22 protein-coding genes and 1 pseudogene are annotated in these 21,373 nt (G+C 48.1%); 8 read left to right on the forward strand and 15 right to left on the reverse strand.

Annotated features, from left to right (window positions below; all coding sequences use genetic code 11):
* Both HMPREF9370_RS12230 and HMPREF9370_RS11065 read right to left on the reverse strand, forming a co-directional pair.
* Positions 1–302: pseudogene (locus HMPREF9370_RS12230) on the reverse strand (hypothetical protein); the annotation flags it as partial.
* Positions 303–448: 146 nt separating this feature from the next.
* Entirely contained in the window at positions 449–1,333 is an 885-nt protein-coding gene (locus tag HMPREF9370_RS11065) for a hypothetical protein (protein ID WP_156793008.1), read from the reverse strand.
* A 258-nt stretch (positions 1,334–1,591) separates the two neighbouring features.
* On the opposite strand from HMPREF9370_RS11065, the gene ppk1 reads away from it, so the two are divergent.
* Entirely contained in the window at positions 1,592–3,649 is a 2,058-nt protein-coding gene (gene ppk1 / locus HMPREF9370_RS11070; protein WP_009117607.1) for a polyphosphate kinase 1, read from the forward strand.
* A 248-nt stretch (positions 3,650–3,897) separates the two neighbouring features.
* Here the strand turns inward: ppk1 and HMPREF9370_RS11075 are convergent, their stop codons facing one another.
* The 12 genes from HMPREF9370_RS11075 to pilB all read right to left on the reverse strand — a co-directional run bounded on the left by HMPREF9370_RS11075 (position 3,898) and on the right by pilB (position 15,163).
* Complete coding sequence (locus tag HMPREF9370_RS11075) at positions 3,898–4,587, reverse strand: carbonic anhydrase (protein ID WP_009117608.1); 690 nt, start codon at positions 4,585–4,587, stop codon at positions 3,898–3,900.
* A gap of 36 nt (positions 4,588–4,623) precedes the next feature.
* Positions 4,624–5,127 carry a GNAT family N-acetyltransferase gene (locus HMPREF9370_RS11080; RefSeq protein ID WP_009117609.1) on the reverse strand — a complete coding sequence of 168 codons (504 nt, stop codon included), beginning with the start codon at positions 5,125–5,127 and terminating at the stop codon, positions 4,624–4,626.
* Between the two features lie 70 nt (positions 5,128–5,197).
* Positions 5,198–5,764: a hypothetical protein gene (locus HMPREF9370_RS11085; RefSeq protein ID WP_009117610.1), complete on the reverse strand. Its 567-nt coding sequence runs from the start codon at positions 5,762–5,764 to the stop codon at positions 5,198–5,200.
* Between the two features lie 22 nt (positions 5,765–5,786).
* Positions 5,787–6,332 (reverse strand): isochorismatase family protein, encoded by a 546-nt coding sequence (locus tag HMPREF9370_RS11090; protein WP_009117611.1) that lies wholly within the window; start codon positions 6,330–6,332, stop codon positions 5,787–5,789.
* A gap of 472 nt (positions 6,333–6,804) precedes the next feature.
* Positions 6,805–8,022 carry a bifunctional glutamate N-acetyltransferase/amino-acid acetyltransferase ArgJ gene (gene argJ, locus HMPREF9370_RS11095; protein ID WP_009117613.1) on the reverse strand — a complete coding sequence of 406 codons (1,218 nt, stop codon included), beginning with the start codon at positions 8,020–8,022 and terminating at the stop codon, positions 6,805–6,807.
* Entirely contained in the window at positions 8,022–9,443 is a 1,422-nt protein-coding gene (locus HMPREF9370_RS11100; RefSeq protein WP_050795395.1) for a chloride channel protein, read from the reverse strand. Before HMPREF9370_RS11100 ends, argJ begins: the two co-directional genes overlap by 1 nt.
* Before the next feature lie 328 nt (positions 9,444–9,771).
* The gene (locus HMPREF9370_RS11105; protein WP_009117615.1) at positions 9,772–10,347 is read right to left on the reverse strand and encodes a hypothetical protein; all 576 of its coding nucleotides are present in this window, start codon (positions 10,345–10,347) and stop codon (positions 9,772–9,774) included.
* A 27-nt stretch (positions 10,348–10,374) separates the two neighbouring features.
* Positions 10,375–10,557: a DNA gyrase inhibitor YacG gene (gene yacG, locus HMPREF9370_RS11110; protein WP_009117616.1), complete on the reverse strand. Its 183-nt coding sequence runs from the start codon at positions 10,555–10,557 to the stop codon at positions 10,375–10,377.
* Between the two features lie 149 nt (positions 10,558–10,706).
* Positions 10,707–11,330, reverse strand: coding sequence for a dephospho-CoA kinase (gene coaE / locus HMPREF9370_RS11115; protein ID WP_009117617.1), 624 nt, complete (start codon positions 11,328–11,330; stop codon positions 10,707–10,709).
* Positions 11,327–12,205: a prepilin peptidase gene (locus tag HMPREF9370_RS11120; protein ID WP_009117618.1), complete on the reverse strand. Its 879-nt coding sequence runs from the start codon at positions 12,203–12,205 to the stop codon at positions 11,327–11,329. The genes coaE and HMPREF9370_RS11120 overlap by 4 nt, the downstream gene beginning before the upstream one ends.
* A complete protein-coding gene (locus HMPREF9370_RS11125; RefSeq protein WP_009117619.1) occupies positions 12,192–13,439 on the reverse strand; it encodes a type II secretion system F family protein in 1,248 nt (415 codons plus the stop codon). The genes HMPREF9370_RS11120 and HMPREF9370_RS11125 overlap by 14 nt, the downstream gene beginning before the upstream one ends.
* A gap of 41 nt (positions 13,440–13,480) precedes the next feature.
* Positions 13,481–15,163 carry a type IV-A pilus assembly ATPase PilB gene (gene pilB / locus HMPREF9370_RS11130; RefSeq protein WP_009117620.1) on the reverse strand — a complete coding sequence of 561 codons (1,683 nt, stop codon included), beginning with the start codon at positions 15,161–15,163 and terminating at the stop codon, positions 13,481–13,483.
* Between the two features lie 350 nt (positions 15,164–15,513).
* On the opposite strand from pilB, the gene HMPREF9370_RS11135 reads away from it, so the two are divergent.
* On the forward strand, positions 15,514–16,611 hold the full coding sequence (locus HMPREF9370_RS11135) for a hypothetical protein (protein ID WP_009117622.1): 1,098 nt from the start codon (positions 15,514–15,516) through the stop codon (positions 16,609–16,611).
* A 21-nt stretch (positions 16,612–16,632) separates the two neighbouring features.
* Entirely contained in the window at positions 16,633–17,103 is a 471-nt protein-coding gene (locus HMPREF9370_RS12135) for a low molecular weight protein-tyrosine-phosphatase (protein ID WP_009117623.1), read from the forward strand.
* Positions 17,104–17,173: 70 nt separating this feature from the next.
* Here the strand turns inward: HMPREF9370_RS12135 and HMPREF9370_RS11145 are convergent, their stop codons facing one another.
* Positions 17,174–17,698: a superoxide dismutase family protein gene (locus HMPREF9370_RS11145; RefSeq protein ID WP_009117624.1), complete on the reverse strand. Its 525-nt coding sequence runs from the start codon at positions 17,696–17,698 to the stop codon at positions 17,174–17,176.
* Positions 17,699–17,953: 255 nt separating this feature from the next.
* On the opposite strand from HMPREF9370_RS11145, the gene tmk reads away from it, so the two are divergent.
* The 5 genes from tmk to HMPREF9370_RS11170 all read left to right on the forward strand — a co-directional run bounded on the left by tmk (position 17,954) and on the right by HMPREF9370_RS11170 (position 21,186).
* Positions 17,954–18,577 (forward strand): dTMP kinase, encoded by a 624-nt coding sequence (gene tmk, locus HMPREF9370_RS11150; protein WP_040667218.1) that lies wholly within the window; start codon positions 17,954–17,956, stop codon positions 18,575–18,577.
* 27 nt (positions 18,578–18,604) lie between these two features.
* Positions 18,605–19,582: a DNA polymerase III subunit delta' gene (locus tag HMPREF9370_RS11155; protein WP_009117626.1), complete on the forward strand. Its 978-nt coding sequence runs from the start codon at positions 18,605–18,607 to the stop codon at positions 19,580–19,582.
* A 17-nt stretch (positions 19,583–19,599) separates the two neighbouring features.
* Positions 19,600–19,953, forward strand: a complete 354-nt coding sequence (locus tag HMPREF9370_RS11160; protein ID WP_009117627.1) for a PilZ domain-containing protein — start codon at positions 19,600–19,602, stop codon at positions 19,951–19,953.
* A 169-nt stretch (positions 19,954–20,122) separates the two neighbouring features.
* Positions 20,123–20,413 (forward strand): DUF3079 domain-containing protein, encoded by a 291-nt coding sequence (locus HMPREF9370_RS11165; protein ID WP_009117629.1) that lies wholly within the window; start codon positions 20,123–20,125, stop codon positions 20,411–20,413.
* Positions 20,404–21,186: a TatD family hydrolase gene (locus tag HMPREF9370_RS11170; RefSeq protein ID WP_009117630.1), complete on the forward strand. Its 783-nt coding sequence runs from the start codon at positions 20,404–20,406 to the stop codon at positions 21,184–21,186. The genes HMPREF9370_RS11165 and HMPREF9370_RS11170 overlap by 10 nt, the downstream gene beginning before the upstream one ends.
* The last annotated feature ends 187 nt before the right edge of the window (positions 21,187–21,373 follow it).

Here is a 21,373-nt window from a genome sequence, read left to right on the forward strand (position 1 = left end):
CCTTCCATTGCCTGTTGCCGCAATTCTTCCGGACGGTAGAATTTCCTGTCGCGCCAGCAGTAGCCCGCCCTGTTTTTCTCGCGGTATTCCGCTTCCGATACGCCCTCGGGTTTCGGGTCTTTCGCCGTCAGGTTTTTCCAGTAGGCGTATTTGTCGTTCGGCGGCCCAATAAAAACATAATAAAAACCATAACCCAAACCGACTGTTACCAATAAAAATACCGCCATGATTTTTATCAAAATCCGACGCTGTTTTTGCTTCTCTTGGGAAGTAGGTGCTGTTTTGTTTATCCGATAGTTCATGGTTGGTCTGCCGCCGCCGTATTAATCATTTTGATTAAATCAATCGACAATGCCTGTCTGAATAAGTTTCAGACAGGCATGGGTGGGGGTGCAGAGCATCAATCCTGCGTGAAGTTGCTGCCATTGTTCCATCTCCTTAATAACAATCAATTTAAGTCTGATTCTTCGTAAGAATAATACGGATAATCCAACATATCCCCGCAATTGTTTAAAAAATAAATATCGGTAAACCGAGATTTATAAGTTTCCTTTTGTCTATAATTTTTTTGATATGCGATTTTATCGAACCCCGTAGACAATTCACGGGTTTGGAAGTAGAAATTACCTACACCTTGCTCTCTTATATCCATGTGAATAGGAATGCGATTTTCATACGGAAAAATTGCAGTACCGTTACCATACAATTCTTTGTGTTGTATGCTTTGTATCTGTTCTGCCGTAATCACGCGGCAACAATCAGAGCCATAAACTGCTTGTCCGAAATCCCTACCAACCAAGGTAAATCCCTGATTCCCGTTTTGCTTCATGTATTGCACCATATCCTCCGCCGAATTGAGTGCTTTTGCCTGATATACAGCCAATAAGGATGGATCTGAAGGATGGATACCGAAATGGAATTCTTTATCCCAGCGGGCATTGCTATAATCAACCGGCAAAAACCAAACACGGCAATTCAGATCATCACTGTGGCAAAAACCGTGAGTAAGCAATGTTTCCCATTCGTCATTTACATTGATTGTTTTTACTCTTTCATTGCGGTAGGCATCCGCGATATTCATTAGGTATTTGGAAAAACTTACCATCGCTTTTTCCTGTAATTCCTGCCGGGTGTAAAATTTCCTATCTTTCCAGCAATAGCCTGCTTTATTTTTTGCCCGGTATTCTGCTTCGGAAACAAACAACGGCTTGGGATCTTTCGCAACCAGTGCTTCCCAATGTTGATACAGGCCGGGCACTCTGGTTTCGTAAAGATAAGTGCCTACCGCTGCCATCACCATGCACAAGAGTAAAAATATCAATGCCGCCAACACATGGTGGCGGCGCTTTTTCTTTTCGGTTGGGGTTTTGTTCGCCGGGTAATCCATTTGTTATCTTCCACCGTATTAATCATTTTGATTAAATCAATCGACAATGCCTGTCTGAATAAGTTTCAGACCATACCTTGTTGCACTAAACACAATCTACCTTTTATTTTAACTGGGACGCTCTTCATTCCATTATCAAAACAATATATTAAAAGCACGCTATAATTTAATAATTACAACATTTACTTCATTTCGGAGACCTATATGCCAAAATCCAACCGCATTCTTTGCCGCGAAATGAGCCTCTTGGCTTTCAACCGCCGCGTGCTGGCGCAAGCGCAGGATACGCGTGTTCCACTTTTGGAACGTCTGCGTTATTTGTGTATCGTTTCTTCGAATCTTGATGAATTTTTCGAAGTGCGTATGGCCTATCTGAAACGCGAGCAAAAAACCCGCCCCGGCCTGTTGCTTGACAGTGGTCTGACGCCGGCGGAAACCATTGCCGCCACCACGCAGGAAGCCCGCGCCATTATCCGCGAGCAATACCAGCTGCTCAACGACGAACTGTTCCCCCAGCTGCGCGAAGAAGGTATCAGCTTCTACCGCCGCCGCGAATGGAGTGCGGCGCAACGCGCATGGATTGAAGATTATTTCGACCGCGAACTGCTGCCGATACTCACCCCCATCGGCCTTGATCTTTCCCACCCGTTCCCACGTCCGTTAAACAAATCGCTCAATTTTGCAGTTGAGCTGGAAGGCACGGATGCTTTCGGACGTGCTTCAGGGATGGCAATCGTACAAGCGCCGCGTATTCTGCCGCGCATCGTGCGCATGCCCGACAATCTCTGCGGCAAACGCTGCGGCTTTGTGTTCCTATCATCTATTCTGCATGAATATGTACACAAACTCTTCCCCGGTATGACCATCAAAGGCTGCTACCAATACCGCCTCACGCGCGACAGCGACCTCACAGTAGATGAAAGCGACCTGCAAAACCTGCGCAAAGCAATCCAAAACGAATTGCGCGACCGTGAATACGGCGACGGCGTGAGGCTTGAAGTGGCCAACAACTGCCCCGACCACATCAGCGCCTTTCTGCTCAATCAGTTCAAACTGACCGAAAACGAACTGTATCAAATGGAAGGCCCGGTAAATCTGGTGCGCCTGATGGCCGTGCCCGATATGGTTGACCGCCCGGACTTAAAATTCCCGCCGAAATCCGCCGTTGTGCCGCAACGTTTGGCTAAAGGCGAATCTGTAATTGACGCTATCCGCAAAAAAGACATTCTGCTGCACCATCCTTACCAATCATTCGATCCGGTGGTTCAGTTTATCCGTCAGGCAGCTTACGACCCTGATGTGGTTTCCATGAAAATGACCATTTACCGTACCGGAACCAATTCCGAGCTGGCCGATGCGCTGCTTGACGCGGCATTAGCAGGCAAACAGGTTACGGTTGTGGTGGAATTGATGGCGCGTTTTGATGAAGCGAACAACGTAAGCTGGGCCAGCAAGCTGGAAGAAGCCGGCGCGCAAGTGGTTTACGGCGTGTTCGGCTATAAAGTCCATGCAAAAATGGCTCTTGTTATCCGCCGCGAAGAAGGCAAACTCAAACGCTATGCGCATGTGGGCACGGGCAACTACCATCAAGGTACATCGCGCATCTACACCGATTTCGGTTTGCTGACCGCCGATGAGGACATTACCGACGACGTGAACACATTATTCTTGGAAATCACAGGCTTAGGCCAGCCAACACGCCTGAAAAAGCTCTACCAGAGCCCGTTTACCCTACATAATCTGATTATGCAGAGCATCCACCAGGAAGCGCAAAACGCCCGCGCCGGCAAACCTGCTGCGATTAAAGCCAAGATGAATGCTTTGTTAGAGCCTACCGTTATCGAAGCTTTATACGAAGCATCGAAAGCCGGCGTGCAGATTGACTTGATTGTGCGCGGCCCTTGCGCCCTGCGTCCGCAGGTAAAAGGCCTGTCTGAAAACATCAGGGTGCGCTCCATCATCGGCCGCCAGCTCGAACACGCCCGCGTTTACTATTTTTATAACAACGGCGCGGAACACACTTATATCTCCAGCGCCGACTGGATGGGGCGTAATTTCTTCCGCCGCATCGAAACCTGCACACCGATTGAAAATCCCGAGTTCAAAGCCCGCGTGATCCGCGAAGGCTTAACGCTTGCTTTGGCCGACAACCAGAAAGCTTGGGATATGAACGGCGACGGAACCTATACCCGCGTCATACCTGCTAAAGGTGAAAAACTGGTAAACTTGCAGGATGACTTATGGGAAGAATACAGCGGCTGATCCGTTATATAATCAATCAACTTAACTTTTACTACGGCGTTGCTGCGCCTTGCCGTACTACCCGTACTGTCTGCGGCTTGCTGCCTTGTATTAAAAATGTGTTGATTGACTATAGTTAACAACTTAAAAACAGTACGCCCGTCATACTTGGGCTTGACGGTATTGTTATTAGGTAATTGGATTGTTATAACCGCACCGACAAAAATGCCTGTCTGAAACATTCAGACAGGCATTGTGTTTATGGCCGTTTATTCTTCTTCCGGCTTGTCTTCTTCTGATTTATCAAAGTTCAAATCCTTGCTGCCAGACACATTATAAATTTTCATAATGTCGCTTAAAATCGCTTTAAAATCGATTTCCAAATCCTTCAGAAGCCCGGTTCTAATGTCAAACACCCAACCATAAACAATCGGATAACCCTGCTTCACATAAAGCTTCTGAATCATCGCCATTTTGATGATGTTGACACATTGCTCCTGCACATTCAATTCCACCAAACGGTCATAACGAGCTTGCTGGTCTTCAATCGCGTCCAGCTCATCGCGGTGCAGGCGGTACACATCACGGATATTGCGCAACCAGGCATTCAGCGCACCGTGGTCTTGCTGCTCCATTGCCGCCGCCACGCCGCCGCAATTGTAATGCCCACACACGATGATGTGCTTCACTTTCAAATAACGCACGGCATAACGAATCACCGACGAAGAGTTCATATCAATCGGGTTAACAATATTCCCCACATTGCGGTGTACAAACACTTCGCCCGGCTGCACGCCCATCAATTCTTCGGCGGTTACACGGCTGTCGGAGCAGCCGATATAAAGGAACTCGGGCGATTGAATGCGCGCCAGCGTATCAAAATAATGAGGGTCTTGCTGGAGCTTGGATTCCACCCATTTGCGGTTGTTTTCAAAAATAGCTTTATATGAATCGCTCATGCCATGTTCCTTTTTACAATTAATGATGCGCCGGTGTCAGCTTATAATCCGCTTGCCCAATATCACCACATCCGCCCTTTTACCGTCCAAATCACACACTTCGGGCAACCTGCCCCATTCTTTGAAACCAAACGATTCAAACAAACGGATGCTGGCATGGTTATGCCCGAAAATCACGGCCAACACATTTTCCATACCTAAAGACGGCGCTTTTTCCAGCATATAACGCAGCAAATCTTTGCCCACACCGATGCCGCGCATATCTTGGCGGACATAAATACTGATTTCCGCGCTAATATGGTAAGCCGGGCGGGGATAATAATCGCTGAAACTGCCCCACGCAAGCACTTCGCCCGTTTCGTTTTTCATCACATAAAGCGGCCGCTGCCCTTTATGCGCATCAAACCAAGCCTGCCGCTCTTGGGTTGAAACCGGTATCAAATCGGCGGTAGACTGCCGACCTGCAATGGTGCTGTTGTAAATCTCAACAATCTCAGGCAAATCGCTTTGCTCCGCAAGCATCATGGTATAACGCGGCATAGCGGATTCCTTTCAGACAGGCATTATGAAAATACGGCAACGGAACGGTATCGGGCGGCCGGAAGAAAGCTCACAATTTATCTTCCAAACCGATGCCCATTAAATCGGCCAAATGTTGGGCCCCTGCGCGAAACTCAGGAATATCTTCAGGCCGGCTATGCACAAACTGCAATAAGGTTAATTCAGGAGCCGGATAAGGCCTGCGGTATTCCAATGTTAAGCAACGGTCTTCTGCTCTGGTTTGAAACTGATAAATCAGGAGATTATGCTCATCCTGCACGGCAAGTTCACGAATACATTTGCCGTTATCCAGCTGATAAAGCGTTCTTTCCGCCGAAACAAAGCGCCAGCCTTCCGACAAACCGAGGTGTATCGATTTTTCCCTCGCTTTAGCCCGCCAATAGATATTGAACAGAATAAATGCCAAACATATGACAAACCAAACCAAGCCGGCATAATCCAAAGCAACCGCCAAAACCAGCAAACCCACCAAAACAATCAGCGTTTTTTCGATATAGGAAAGATAAGGCGCAAATACTGAAGGGGATGCCACCAACACCGGCCACTGAGCCTGCCCATCCGCAGAAAGCAGGTCGTGCAAAACTTCCCGCCCTGTTTTCGCAACTGCTTCATCCATATTTTTCAGACAGGCATTGTGGTTAACGTATCAAACCTGAGATTTCTTTAAACGCCTCGTGTTTGGCGTCTTGCAGTAATTGGAACAGCACGCTTTCCACATTGCTCACGACTGCGCCGGCATCCCTCATCTGTTGCAAAGCATTGTCTTTGTTTTGCAGCTTGCGTGAAGAAGTGCATTCAAACGGCACATAAACCTGAATGCCTGCACGGGTTAAGTCCAACACGGTTTGCAGCATACACACATGGGTTTCCGCGCCGACCAGTATCACATTCCGCACTTGCCGGTTGGCCAGCTTTTTCTCAATTTCCGGCAAATAAGCGGAAAAGCGCGTTTTCTCATAAACCGGGGCATTTTTGGTAAGCTCGGCAATTTCCGGCAGGGTTTTGCCCAAGCCTTTAGGATATTGCTCGGTTACCTGAATCGGAACATTCAGTTTGTTCAAACCTTTCAGCAGCACGATACACGATTGCAGCATAACTTCCGAAGCATGTAGCACCGGCATCAAACGCTCTTGAATATCGACCACAATGCATTCGGTATTATTGGTTTTCAATTGGTTTGCCATGTGTTCTTCCTTTCTAACATTGTGTGTTATATAGTAAATAAACTTAACTTTTGCTACGACGTTGCTGCGCCTTAATTCAAAGAAAAAGATTTTGTAAGCTGATAAAGAGCAACAAAATCAGTCTCTTACTATTTATACTGTCTGCGGCTTACTGGCTTGTATCAAAAATAAGTTTATCTGCTATAACTGTTATAAAAATTGATATCTAAGACAAAGCATTTCAGATATTAAGTTCCATAACCATACGTGCTGTGAAATAGCCGCGCCGTGTCTTATCCTATTGATTCAGCTTACTGATGCCTGTCTGAAAACTTCAGAAAACAGGTTTCTGCAAAGCCAACATCATGTTTCGCGGCAGCTAAAACTTTTTTCAGACAGGCATTCGGCACAACACTGCCAACCTTGCCGGCCCGCTTGATTTTATAACGCAACAGAACCAAAAATATCCTTCCTTGGTTGTATACCACCTTAATCAAGAGCGGTAATCGGCATTGATGGCTACATATTCTTTCGTTAAATCACAAGTATAAACTACTGCTTTTTCCAAGCCTTTGCGCAGGTCGATGCGCACAGAGATTTCCGCCTCATTCATCACACGCTGCCCGTCTTCTTCGGTATAGCTAACGGCTCTGCCGCCTTTTTCCGCCACCAAAACATCACCGAGCCACATCCGCAAGTTTTCTGTATCCACATCTGCACCGGAATAGCCTATAGCCGCCAGAAGCCTGCCCAAATTCGGATCGCTGGCGGAAAAAGCCGTTTTCACCAATGGCGAATGTGCCACGGCATAAGCCACCTTCCGGGCTTCTTCCCGACTTTCTGCATTTTCCACAGATACAGTAATAAATTTGGTCGCCCCTTCGCCATCACGCACAATTGCTTGTGCCAACTCGAGCGCCAAGTCTTGCAGCAATGCTTTGAGCTGATCATAACGCGGGTCGGCGATATTATCGATTTCACTCTGCCCGCACCGGCCCGTAGCGATAATCACAAAGCTGTCGTTGGTGCTGGTGTCTCCATCGACTGTGATGCTGTTAAACGTCGCATCGGCGATTTCTTGTGTCATCAGTTGCAGCACCGGCTGCGCGATTTTGGCATCGCACGCGATAAAGCCGAGCATGGTTGCCATATTCGGGCAAATCATGCCCGCGCCTTTGGAAATACCGGTGGCCGATACGGTGTGGTTCTGCCCCACTTTTCCCGAACGGCTGGCCGATTTGGGCATGGTGTCGGTAGTCATGATGGCACGCGCCGCATCGGCCCAACCGGCCGGCCTCATGCGTGATAAGGCGGTAATGATTTTGTCGGAAGGCAGCGGCTCCAGAATCACACCTGTGGAAAACGGCAGCACCTGCGTGGTATTGCAGCCCAATTTTTTGGCAACGGCCGCGCAGATTTCTTCCGCCCGCTCGCGCCCTTGCGCACCGGTGCCCGCATTGGCATTGCCGGTATTGACCACCAGCGCGCGTACGCCGTCTTCATCAAACAGGTGCTGTTTGGCAATATGCACAGGCGCGGCGCAAAAGCGGTTTTGCGTAAACACGGCGCCGACGGTGTTTTTCTCGCTCAATACAAACAGCGTCAAATCATCGTGTTCTGCTTTCTTAATGCCTGCCTGGCCTACAAAAACACCCACGCCGTCTATGCTCAATAACTCATCACGCTCTTTTTCGCGTAAATTGACTGCCATTATTTTTCTCCTTGTTGTTTTTCATCGTTAGCATCCGCTTGCGCCAACTTGGCTGCACGCTCCGCCGCATACGCTTCTTGAATGCGGTGGCGGTAACGCGCGCCCGCCAAATGGTAAAACGGCTTGGGGCTGAACTGACGCGATACTTGCGAAGCGAAAATCGAGCCTATCAGCAACCAGAATAACAAGTTTTGGCTGCCGGTCATTTCCATCACCACCACGCTGGCAGTGAGCGGCGATTGCGTAGCGGCTGCCAAAAATGCCGTCATACAGATCAAAACCACCACATTCGTGCCAATTTGTATACCGGATAAATCAGAAATGTGTTGCCCTATCATAGCACCGATTGTGAGGCATGGCGTAAAAATACCACCCGGAATACCCGCCCAATAAGATAAAACCGTCGCCACCCATTTTGCAACTGCCACACCCGCTGGCGCCTCATACATGCCGCGCAAAGCATCTGATGCCTGATGGTATCCCGTGCCGAATGTCTCACCCTGATAAAGCGTACCAACTGCCGCCAGTAGCAAACCCATCAATCCCGCAAGTATCACAGGGTGCCGCCTCACCCAGCCACGCATCCGCTTCGGAGTAACCGCATCCACACCTTTAGAAAGCAAACGCGCAAACAACCCGCCTGCTACACCGCACACCAATGCACAACCCAGCACCCAAACAATCATATTGGGTAATTCAAACCCTCTGAAACCGCGAAAATACGGGTTATTGCCCTCCAACGCCACCAACACGAAACCCGAAGCCAAAATACCAATAAAAATCTGCCGCTCCCAACGCAGCATTACACCGCGCCCAAGTTCCTCAATCGCAAACACCACACCTGCCAAAGGCGCGTTAAATGCCGCCGCCAAACCGCCCGCGGCACCTGCTGCCAATAAATCGTTTTCCTGCAAACCCTTAAACGCTAAATTGCGCTTCTTACACCAGCGGCCCCATTCAGCCATTACCGCCGCACCCACCTGAACCGAAGGGCCTTCACGACCAATAGATGCACCAATCAGCATACCGAAAAAAGTCAGCGGGATTTTCAAAAGCGTACGCCCAAACTGTACCAAACGTGTTTTATTCGCGCCGTAGGGCAACGAAAGCGAAGCCAATACTTGAGGAATGCCGCTGCCCGAAGTGTAAGGCGCATAACGGCGGGTAAACCACGCAATCACCATTAGCCCGAAAGGTAGGGCCACCCAGGCAAACCACGGGTATTGCTGCACCAAACGGGCATTTTCTTCTAACGCCCAATCAGCCATTTTGGCAAATATCAAAGACACCAAAGATACCAAAGCCGCCCCAATTAGCAAAAACGAAAAAGCTATCGTTTTGCGCGAGAGGCGGCGGGTTTGTGAAAGTTTGTGCATCAGCGCCCGATCCATACGGCGCCAGAAAGACGGGTTATGTTCCATATAAATAAAATGTAAGTGAGGAATATAAGCTATGAACTGAATATTTCATACTGCGTTATCTCGTCTTACCATCTATACTGTCTACGGCTTACTGCACCGTATGAAATTTCAATTTCCACAGTTGTAGGAATAATCATAGGATTGGCTAATAAAGCCAACAATCCGAACGCCCTGTTACTTTAAAACTTTTCAGACAGGTATACATGTGGCAACGAAAAACAAACTAAAAAGGTTTTCATTCAAAATATTTATCCTATTTTCAATATCTAAATTGAATAGGTGCTTTTTACACACAGAAGGCCGCAGAAATAACCAATCTCCACAGCCTTTAAAGTACATGCCAAAAAAATACTTTCAATCCGTTGTATACCAAATAAAACCAAGTTTCAAGCCATCGGGTCGAGACCCAAACCAGTACCACACTAATCAGATAAGAAGCTGAGGCAAACAATAAAGTGAAATTATCATTAGGGCGCGGATTTCCATTTAAATTAGGGATCCAATTATCCCTTAAATAAATACCATATAAAAATTGTGCGAACACAACGCTCAACACCAACAAACCCAAGGGCCTGAGCAAAAAACCTGTCGCAGCTAATACAAACGAAAGTTTGAAGAGAATCTCGTCGACATGCCACCCCACACCTGCATCATTACAGCGTTTCATTAATAGCTTGTGCTGATAATAAACCAAACCGCAGCCTGCTAGAATAAATACCGTTATGGTTTTTGTTGTGTTAAACGGCAAAACAGATGGAGTATAACGACCATAGGAAACCGCCTCCAATACATCCCGCATCAACCACATCATTGCAAACAATACAATAATAGAAGGCAAACAATAAGCCGCAAATCGTGCGCGGCTCAACCGATTATTCGGAAAACCTTTCTGTTTATATTTCATCGTTATTTATCATTGAGTAAAACATTTTTAATTTAACTGATCGGTAAATAGGTCTTCTTCAGAAGCTACCACTTTAAAATCTTCGTTCGCCCATGCCCCCAGATCTATCATTTTGCAGCGCTCACTGCAAAACGGGCGGTATTGATTGTCAGCAATCCAAGCCACTTCATCACCACATGTCGGGCACTTTACCATTAATACTTCCGCCATAATTCATTCCATCTTGAATGCAGCCTTTTAAGCCTGCTTTCTCTACCGTAAAGATACCTAAATCACCAAATTTCGATAATAGCGTAGTGCAAACACCCTTACTTTTCTAATTCTCTAAATTCAAATTGAAAAAATATATTCTTCACCTTTTAAGCACTACCAACAATCTCGCCTTTAGCAAAGCTTTGATAAAAACGGTGTAGGCGCCCTATTTTTTCTTTCAATTCGGCCGCTGAAGCACTATTTCTTAAAATATCATCTGCCACAGCCCACCGCTCTTTATCACTCGCTTGAGCGTCCATTATACGCAGCACCTCCTCTTCTTTCAGGCCGCTACGCTGCATAACGCGTTCCAAACGGATTTCCAGCTCACAATCAATCAATAAAACCCGATCAACTAAAGCTCGAAATGCCGGTTTTTCCGTTAATAAAGGAATCTCAACCACACCGTAAGGCCTGCCTGAATAAAGTGCCTGCTGCCTGCTTATCTCAGCTGAAATCAAAGGATACATCAAAGCTTCAAGCTTATTTTTGGCTCCGCCCGAGGAAAATACTAAATTTCTCAACACCTCTCTTTTCAGACAGGCATTTTCATCAAACACAGTATCTCCGAATACCTCTCGAATAGCAGGCAATGCTGCGCCATTCGGCGCAGTTAATTGCCGGCTGATTGCATCAGCGTCAATCAAGGGCACGCCTAAATACAAAAACTCGGCAGCAGCCTGAGATTTACCACTGCCGATTCCTCCGGTTAACCCGATCCAAATAGTCACATCAATCCTGAAGAGTTAAGCCACCAGGCAACGCCTCTGCGCAAAGGTTCGTTTGCTACAAAAGCCAGCCACCCCGCAATAGCTAAGCTGGGGCCAAATGCAATTTGCTGCTGCGTATTGACTACACGCATCACTATTGCCGCAACCAAACCTACCAAAGCCGCAACGAAAATAATCACCGGCAGAGAGCTGATACCCAACCACGCACCAAAGGCAGCAAACAATTTAAAATCACCACCACCCATACCGTCGATACCACGGATTTTTTTGAATATATAGTTAAGCAACCACAAGCTGGTATAGCCGACTATTGCACCTAAAACGGCTTGCTGCAAAGGCACAAACTCACCGTTCAGATTATAAATCAGCCCCAACCAAATCAAAGGCAGCGTTAAAGAATCAGGCAAGTATTGTGTATCTGCATCGATGAAAGTCAAAGCAATCAACAATGCTGTGAATACCAAGCCACCCAGCGTTAGCCAGCTCCAACCGTATTGATAGGCAACAACACCAAATAAAATGCCTGTAAGCAGCTCCACCAAAGGGTAACGTAGGCTGATAGGCGCATGGCAACCACCGCATTTCCCTTTTAATAACAGATAGCTGAGAATCGGAATATTCTGCCAAGGCTTAACACCTGCCCCGCATTTGGGGCAACGTGAAGGCGGTTGAGCCAAAGTAAACGGTGCTTGCTCCTCTGCTGTTGCTTCTATATTAAGATGCTCTTTAGCAAATAGTGTCCACTGTTTTTCCATCATTACCGGAACACGGTAAATCACCACATTTAAAAAGCTACCGACCAATAAGCCGAACAACACCGCCAACGGCACCACGAAAGGCGCATAAACTTCAGCCACCATATTAGCCCACAACATTACCCAGATTGAACAAGGGCAGATACATGGCAACCAGAATCACACCAATAATAGAACCCAACACCACCATAATGATTGGTTCCATCAATGAAGATAACTGCGCAACGGCATTATCCACTTCATCTTCGTAAAATTCCGCCGCTTTATTCAACATATCTTCCAAAGAGCCGGCTTCTTCACCGATAGAAGCCATTTGCAATACCATGTTCGGAAAAAGCTCCGTACTTTGCATACTGGATGTCAGCGACATACCTTGGTTCACTTTTGCACGAATGTCTTGTGTTGCTTCTTCATACAAAATATTACCTGCAGCCCCCGCAACTGAATCAAGAGCCTCCACCAAGGGAACACCTGCTGCAAACAAACTGGAAGTCGTCCTCGCCCAACGTGCAATCGTTGCCTTTCTGACAATATTGCCGAAAATCGGCAGGCGTAATAACCACGCATCTACACGACGTTGCAAGCCGGGTGAGTTTTGCACGGCTTTGACTGCAGCAATTACGGATCCAATCATCACAATAATAATTAACCAACCCCACTCTACAAAGAAACGGGAAATGGTCATCATCACTTGAGTCAGCCCGGGCAATTCTGCGCCCATACCTTCATATACCTTACCAAACTCGGGCAATACAAACATCATCATCACCATTACCAAAACAATGGCAACCACCACAATGGCAATCGGATAAGTCAATGCACTTTTTACTTTCTTTTTAATGGCTTGTGTCTTTTCTTTATAAAGCGCCAGTTTATCCAACAAGCCCTCCAGCACCCCGCCTGTTTCACCGGCGGCAATCAGATTGCAGTAAAAACGGTCGAAGTATTTAGGATGTTTGGCAAAAGCCTTCGACATCGGGCTACCTTGCTCCACATCACCGCGAACCTGCATTAACAGTTGTGTCATCGAAGGGTTTGAATGGCCACGTGCAACAATCTCAAATGCCTGCATTACTGGCAGGCCTGCTTTCATCATCGTAGCTAGCTGGCGGGTAAACACCGTAATATCCGCCTGCGTAATTTTTTTCTTGCGAGTACTTTTTACTTTACTGATCCGCAAAGGTTTAATATTGCGACGCTGCAATTTTTTGCGTGCTTCTTCCTCGTCTTTGGCAACCACTTCGCCGCGAACGATTTGGTCGGTCAGCGTATTTTTGCCCTCAAACGTAAAACGTCTACCTTTGTCTTTAGTGCCAACGCTGAAAAGACCACCCGTATTTTGATTTGATGCCATTATTATTACCTTTAATATATTCGTATTGTTTAAAGTTTTAATTAATCATTTGTGCTTGCCAACACTTCTTCCAAAGAAGTGATGCCCTGCATAACTTTCAACAAACCGGCACGGCGCAAATCTACCATGCCTTCTTTGTAGGCCATTGCCAAAATATCGACTTCGTTACCGCCTTCCATAATCACACGCTGCATTTCTTCGGTAATCGGCATAACTTCATATACACCGGCACGGCCTTTAAAACCTTTGCCACGACAGCGGTCACATCCAACCGGACGGTATAGTGTCCAATCTTTAGCCAAATCTTCATCTGTAAAGCCGGCATGTTTCAATGCCTCAACAGGAGGGCGTTCCACAGGTACTTTGCAACTACATAAGCGACGCAACAACCGTTGGGCCATGATCAGGCTGACCGAGCTGGCGATGTTAAATGGTGCCACACCCATGTTAAGTAAACGCGAAAGCGTAGCCGGAGCGTTGTTGGTATGCAGGGTTGAGAATACCATATGGCCGGTTTGCGAAGCTTTAATTGCGATATCAGCGGTTTCCAAGTCACGGATCTCGCCCACCATGATGATATCCGGATCCTGCCGCAAGAATGCTTTCAGCGCAGAAGCAAAAGTAAGGCCTTGCTTTTCATTAACGTTCACTTGGTTAATACCGGGCAGGTTAATCTCTGCCGGATCTTCCGCAGTGGAAATATTGACATTTTCAGTATTAAGAATATTCAAACAGGTATAAAGCGAAACCGTTTTACCTGACCCCGTCGGCCCTGTTACCAATACCATGCCGTAAGGACGGTGAATGGCTTCAAGCAGTAATTCTTTTTGAAAAGGTTCAAAACCCAGTTGGTCAATATTGAGGGTGCTGGCATCTGAATTCAGAATACGCATTACCACTTTTTCGCCAAACAACGTAGGCAGGGTATTCACACGGAAATCAATCGGACGTCCGTGCTTGGAAAAGGCAATTTGAATACGACCGTCTTGAGGGACGCGTTTTTCGGAAATATCCAAACGCGCCATTACTTTAATACGCGAGGCCAATTGCCCCCGCACAGCCAACGGCGGTTGCACAACCTCACGCAACTGGCCGTCCACACGGAAACGTACACGGGCAACTTGCTCGTAAAACTCAAAGTGAATATCTGATGCACCGACACTGAGCGCGTCGGACAATGTTTTATGGATAAATCGCGGAATCGGGCCGTCTTCAGCTTCTTCATTATCGATATAGAGCGTTTGCGAGGATGCAGCGATTTCCTGCTCCATGCTCATTTCTTTCAGAATCGAAGTGGATCGTTGGCTTTGCCACTCCAATATTGAATCAAGCTGGTCGCTGCGCACCACAACCAAGTCGAAAGTTACGCCGGCTGTAAATGCGATTTTTTGATAAGTTTGGATTTGCGTGGGATCGGCAACGGCTAAGAAAACCTTGCCGCCTCTTCTGAAAATCGGCAAACAGCGGTTTTGCACCATTGCTTCTTCCGACAAAATGTCGGTCAGCACATTGCTTCTGGGATAGTAAGACAAATCCAGCAAGGGATAGCTGAATACTCTTGCCAACAAACCGGCCAAAGCTTCCGGCGTAATAATGTTGGCTTCAAACAACATTGGCGCGACATCTTTATTTTGATTTTTTTTCAGCGCCTCTTGAAATCCCGCTGCCTGTTCATTAGAAATAACCTGGCTTTGCACCAAAATACGAAGTAAACCTACACTCATTTTATTCCAACCAATCTGAACATTATTTTGCGGCAGCTAACCGGCAAAATAGTGAGTCCCCAAATAGTGTTTTTAAAATTATGAAATAACAGGATTATAAAATAACTTGTCATTACGTCATACCGGCTTGCTTAACTTTACCTGGCAATATGGGATATAGGAAAACGAGCGTTTGTTTTATGAAAAAAATTGCAACTATTTTACGACAATCACTCATCTCCTTTTTCAGACAGGCTTATCCGCCACAATGCCTGTCTGAAAAACACAAACACCAGCCGATAAGGCTTTCTGTTATATAATCAACAGCATTTTCCCACTCGCCCGTCTGCTTAAATTTAGAGGCCGATATAATGAATCCGCACACACTTCCCGACCCCCGCCCTTACCCGATCGACCCTGTTAAAAACGACTTATTGCTCTACGCAGGCCAGATTGCGCACTCAAACAGCGGCGCACAAAAAAAGCTGGCGGAAGAATCGCTGCATGCAGGTATTTTCGGCATGTTGCAGCAAAACCATTATTTAGGTTTGTCCGTAGCCATGAGCATGGTGCCAGATGCCGTAACTTACTGCGCATTATTGGATATTCTGAACAACGTATTGCAAGCCAAAACCGATGATGAAATCCAATGGTTTGCCTTGCCTGTGGTTTTGGTGGCCGGCTGTAATCAAGGCTTAGAAATTTCCGGCAAAGCGCCAACTATCGAACTGGCCGCCTGTTTAGCCAATTATCCGCACAGCCGGGCACTCACCCATGCCACATGGCTGCCAAACTTAGTTTCCGCTTCACGGCTTTCCGCCATCAATGCAGGGCAATGGTTTGCGGCCAAACAAAACACGGAAGCCGCAGCAGAGTTGGCCACATCTTTCCCCGAAGAAAGCATTGCCATTCCGTCCGGCCAGTCGGTACACGTTGTTTTTGCCTTAGGATACGGCAGCCGCACGCTTTTGCCCGCACTCGATATAAACTTGCGTGAAGCCGCCCTGCCGCTGATGCAGGTATGGCAGGAAAACCTGACGACCCCCAAACTCACCCTATTTACCAACCCTTTACCGCCTTCTACCCCACTGCACGCACTTACCGAGGGCAGCCATATGCGTTTACGAATGGCCTTAGATGTATTCTCCGCCAACGCCATCCGCGCCATCCGATTGCAAAGCCCGCGTGTCGGCGTAGTGGTGGCTGCGCAAGCCGGCGGTAAACTTTTATTTGGATTCAGCGCCACAGACCACCGCTTCGGCCTGCAGCCGCAAGTTTTCTCCTGGCCGCTCTCGCCCATGGACCGCATCGAAACCATACAGCAAGATTTTTTAGACTTAATGGTTGAATGCCAAGTGGAACACATCCGCCTGCTGCACGCTGTTTTGCCTGAAAGCGGAGAGCTGCCGGATTATGAACAAGCGCTCAAACTGGCCGGACACAACCCTCTGTTTTCACAAGAATCCTAAACAGAAAATCTGCAAATCCGCATGAAAAACACCCAAAATATCCTTTTCGTTTGCCTCGGCAATATTTGCCGCTCCCCCATGGCGGAATATGTGTTCCGCCACAAAGTGCAGGCAGCAGGGCTGGCAGATTGGATTACTGTCGACAGCGCGGGCACTTCGGGCTATCACGACGGCGAAGGCATGCACCGAGGAACGGCTGCTGTTTTACGAGCCAAAGGCATTGATCACAGCGAATTCATCAGCTCACGCGTCAGCCCCGCCGATGCGGATAAATTCGACCTGTTTATCGTGATGGACGACAGTAATCTGGCCAACTTGAAACAAATCGTGCCCCTGCGTGACGGGCAGGCTTTCAAGCTCACAGACCTGATTCCCGAATCCGGTTACACACACGTGCCCGACCCTTACTACACCGGCGACTTCGAGGAAACTTTCCGCTTGGTTGATGCGGCTGCCGATGCTTTATTAAATAAACTCAAAATGGCAGATTAGGCCGCAGATACACAAAATGCCTGTCTGAAATTTTTCAGACAGGCATTCATTAAATCCCTAACCTATGTGATCAGCGAACCACACCACAAGCCATACGGTGGCCGCCGCCACCCAGTTTGGCAGGCGTATCGCTATAATTGTCTCCGCCCTCGTGAATCATCAGCGAACGGCCTTTCAGCGTTTTGATGTCTTTGATGCGCGGAGCGACCACAGGCTGAACATGGCCTTTGGCATCCACTGCCAGCGCAGGCAGGTCGCCTAAGTGCCCGCTGTCATCCCACGGCCCCTTGTGTGCACCCGTTTTCTTCGGATCCCAGTGTCCTCCGGCGCCCAAGCCCGCAACCTTTTTACCATCTTTTTCACCCGGTGCACAGCTTGGTTTTTCATGAACATGAAAACCATAAATACCCGCGTTCAAACCTTCCAGTTTGGGTGTAAACACCGCACCGTGTTTGCTTTGGGTAATGCGGATTTCACCGATCGGCTTATCGCCTTTTTCCACGTCCAGCAAAGAAACCGGAACCACAACCTCACTCTGCGCAAACGCTGCAAACGGCGCAGCACACAAAAATAAAGCGGTAATGATTTTTTTCATAATCGTATCCTATTCTCTGAATTTGCCCAAAACGGGGCTGGCTTTATAACAGATAAACCCAATTATTTCAAAGCATACAGCACATATGCCCAGCTTAATCAACCTAAAGGTAAAAAGCCAAGGCCTTTAAAAGCATATCACGGTCGGCTCGGCACAATGCCTGTCTGAAAACACAATATCACCCAAACCTGCTTTCAGACAGGCATCGCATAGAGTATGATACGCACCCATCTATTCTTTAAAACGCCAATAACCATGAAAGCACGTTTTATCACGCTCGACGGCATCGACGGCGCCGGCAAATCCACCAATCTGGCTGTTATCAAAAGCTGGTTTGAAGCCCGCAAACTGCCTGTTTTATTTACCCGCGAACCCGGCGGCACACCGGTTGGAGAGGCTTTGCGCAAAATCCTGCTCAACCCTGCCACGCAAGCCGGTTTACGCACCGAAACGCTGATGATGTTTGCCGCACGCTGCCAGCATATCGAAGACGTGATTCTGCCGGCGTTGGAAAAAGGCATTCATATTGTGTCCGACCGTTTTACCGACGCCACCTTCGCCTATCAGGGCGGCGGACGCGGCGTACCTCTGGCCGACATCGAAATATTGGAAAACTGGGCACAAGGCAGCCTGCGCCCAGACTTAACCATTCTGCTTGACGTGCCGCTTGAAGTTTCCATGAGCCGCTTGTCCGAAACACGCGAAAAAGACCGCTTTGAGCAAGAAGAAGCCACTTTCTTCACCCGTGTGCGGGAAGCCTATCTGCAACGCGCCGCAACAGCACCGCAACGTTATGCCGTGATTAACAGCAACCGCGACCGCAGCTTGGTGCAAGCCGACATTGAAGCCGCATTAACACAGCATTTTCAGTTAACATAATGCCTGTCTGAAAAAGAAATACCCTCCATGATCTACCCTTGGCACACCGAACAATGGCAGCAAATCGCCGAACATTGGCACACACGGCCCAACGCCTGGCTGTTTAGCGGCAAAGAAAACACCGGCAAAACCACATTTGCCCGCCATTTGGCACAAGCGCTTTTATGCGAGTCACCAACCGCATCGCATGAACCTTGCGGCACCTGCCCGTCATGCCACTTGTTCAGCCAGAACAGCCACCCCGATTTTTATGAACTCACACCCGAAATCCCCGAAGGTGAAGCCGTCGGCCGCAAACTGCTGCAAATCAAAATCGACGCGGTGCGCGAGCTGATTGCCCAAGTGCAGCTCACATCCGTACGCGGCGGGTTGCGCGTTGTATTGATTCACCCCGCCGAAAGCATGAACCTGCAAGCGGCCAACGGGCTTTTAAAAATCCTCGAAGAGCCGCCCGCCGATGTCGTGTTCCTGCTAATCAGCCACAACCGCGACAAACTTCTGCCGACCATCAAAAGCCGCTGCCGCCAAATGGTATTGCCCGCCCCAAGTTACAAAGAGGCGCTGACCTATCTAAACAACAACCAAACCGAAAATGCCGCCGCTCTACTGGCTTTCCACAGCGGCGCACCACTGTTTCCCCTTGATGCCGAACAAGACGAAATGCGTGAAGAATTATGCGCCCTGCTCGCCCAACCGAGACTTTTGGCCATACTCGATTACGCCGCCGCATTCGACAAAAAAAAGTGGCCGCTGGCCATATTTATCGATTGGCTGCAAAAATGGCTGCTGGATATAGGCTTGGCGCAACAAAAAATCGCCCCGCTCTACTTCCCTGATTACGCAGCAAAGCTGACCGACATCGCCCAAACAACCAATCCCGCCACACTCTTCACACTCACAGACACTTTAAACCGCCTCAGCCCTTACGGCCACCACACCTTGAGTGTTAAAATGCAGCTTGAATTTTTACTGACCGAGTATCTGTCATTCAGACAAAACAAATAATTACCAAGGAAAACCTTATGAATCTTACCAACTTGCCCGGCAAAATGATGTCTGTACAGCTTAAAGACAAAGCCGTGCTGTATAGCAGCTATATGCCGTTTTTAGAATTCGGCGGTGTGTTCGTCCCTTCCGAAGACACCTTCAAACTCGGCGACGAAGTGCTGCTCGCCATCGAACTGGGCGAAGACGGCGACAAAAAATTCCTGCGTACCAAAGTAGCCTGGATTAACCCTTCACGTACCTCCGCCAACCGCCCTAAAGGCATTGGCTTGGCGTTCGACTCAGACGAAATCAGCATTGCCGTACGTAACAAAATCGAAAACATGCTGGGTAATGTATTGCGCAGCGAACGCCCTACTTATACTCTATAAAACACAGCGGGCAAAGCCCGCTTTGATAGATGTAAAACCTTATTTTTATTATAAAAAAACATAAAACAGGTAACACACAATACCGGGCGACACTGTAAAATAATGGTTCAACAGCCACACCTTTTCAGACAAGCATTCACGCCCATTGAAATCATCCGGTGAAACATAAATGGCCAAAAAGTTTCCCATCCATCCTAAAAATCCCGAACGTATCTGCTGGGGTTGCGATAAATACTGCAAAAGCAACGACCTGCAATGCGGCAACGGCTGCGAACGCATTCAGCATCCAACAGAACTCGACGGCCCCGATTGGTATAAAACCGGCGACTGGAGCAACCTGCTCAGCACAGAGCAGCAAATAGAATTAGGCTTAAAGCCTGCACCCGAAGCCAAACCGAAAAAACCGCACATCAAACTGCCGGTTTCCACCCCAAACCGCTTTAAAACATCATGCAACTAATTGATTCACACTGCCACCTCAATTTCGAAGGCCTTGCCAACCGCCTGCCCGAGGTGCTTGCCAACATGGAAAGTAACCAAGTTAAACAAGCACTTGCCATCAGCGTTAGCAAAAAAAGCTTTACCGAAACGCTAGCTATTGCCGAGCAGCACCCGCAGATTTACGCCACCGTCGGCATCCACCCCGATGATCCCGATACCGAAGAATTCACCATCGCCGAATTGCTCGAACACGCCCGCCATCCGAAAGTGGTCGGCATAGGCGAAACCGGCTTGGATTACCACTGGTGCAAAGGCGACTTAACTTGGCAGCGTCAACGCTTTGCCGACCACATCGAAGCGGCCAACCAAAGCCGCTTGCCGCTGATTGTGCACACCCGCGATGCCGCAGACGACACCATGTCCATGCTCAAAACCCATCAAGCGCATGCCGGCGTGATCCATTGCTTTACCGAAGACGTGCGCGTTGCCAAACTCGCGCTGGATTTGGGTTTTTACATTTCATTCTCTGGTATCGTCACATTCAAAAACGCGCCGCTGATTCAAGAAGCCGCCCGCTACACGCCGCTGGATCGCATTCTGGTCGAAACCGACGCACCCTTCCTCGCCCCTGTTCCCAAGCGTGGCAAACCCAACGAACCGGCATATGTACGCCATACCGCAGAATTCCTGGCACAACTGCGCGGCGATACATTAGACAACATCGCCGCCGCAACCACGGCCAATTTTTATCGCTTGTTCGATAAAGTTCCCAAATTCAATGAAACACATTAAACAATGCCTGTCTGAAAACTTTTCAGACAGGCATTGTTTAACCACAGCTTTACTTAGCCAATCACATTGGCGGCACTAAGCGCCAATTGCTGCTCCGAATCAAAATGCGCGATGACAACCGGCGCATCCGAGCCAGCCGCCTGATAAGACAACGTTTTCTCAGCCTCGTTTACAATCAAGAAGGATT

The organism is Neisseria wadsworthii 9715, assembly GCF_000227765.1.
Lineage (GTDB): Bacteria > Pseudomonadota > Gammaproteobacteria > Burkholderiales > Neisseriaceae > Neisseria > Neisseria wadsworthii.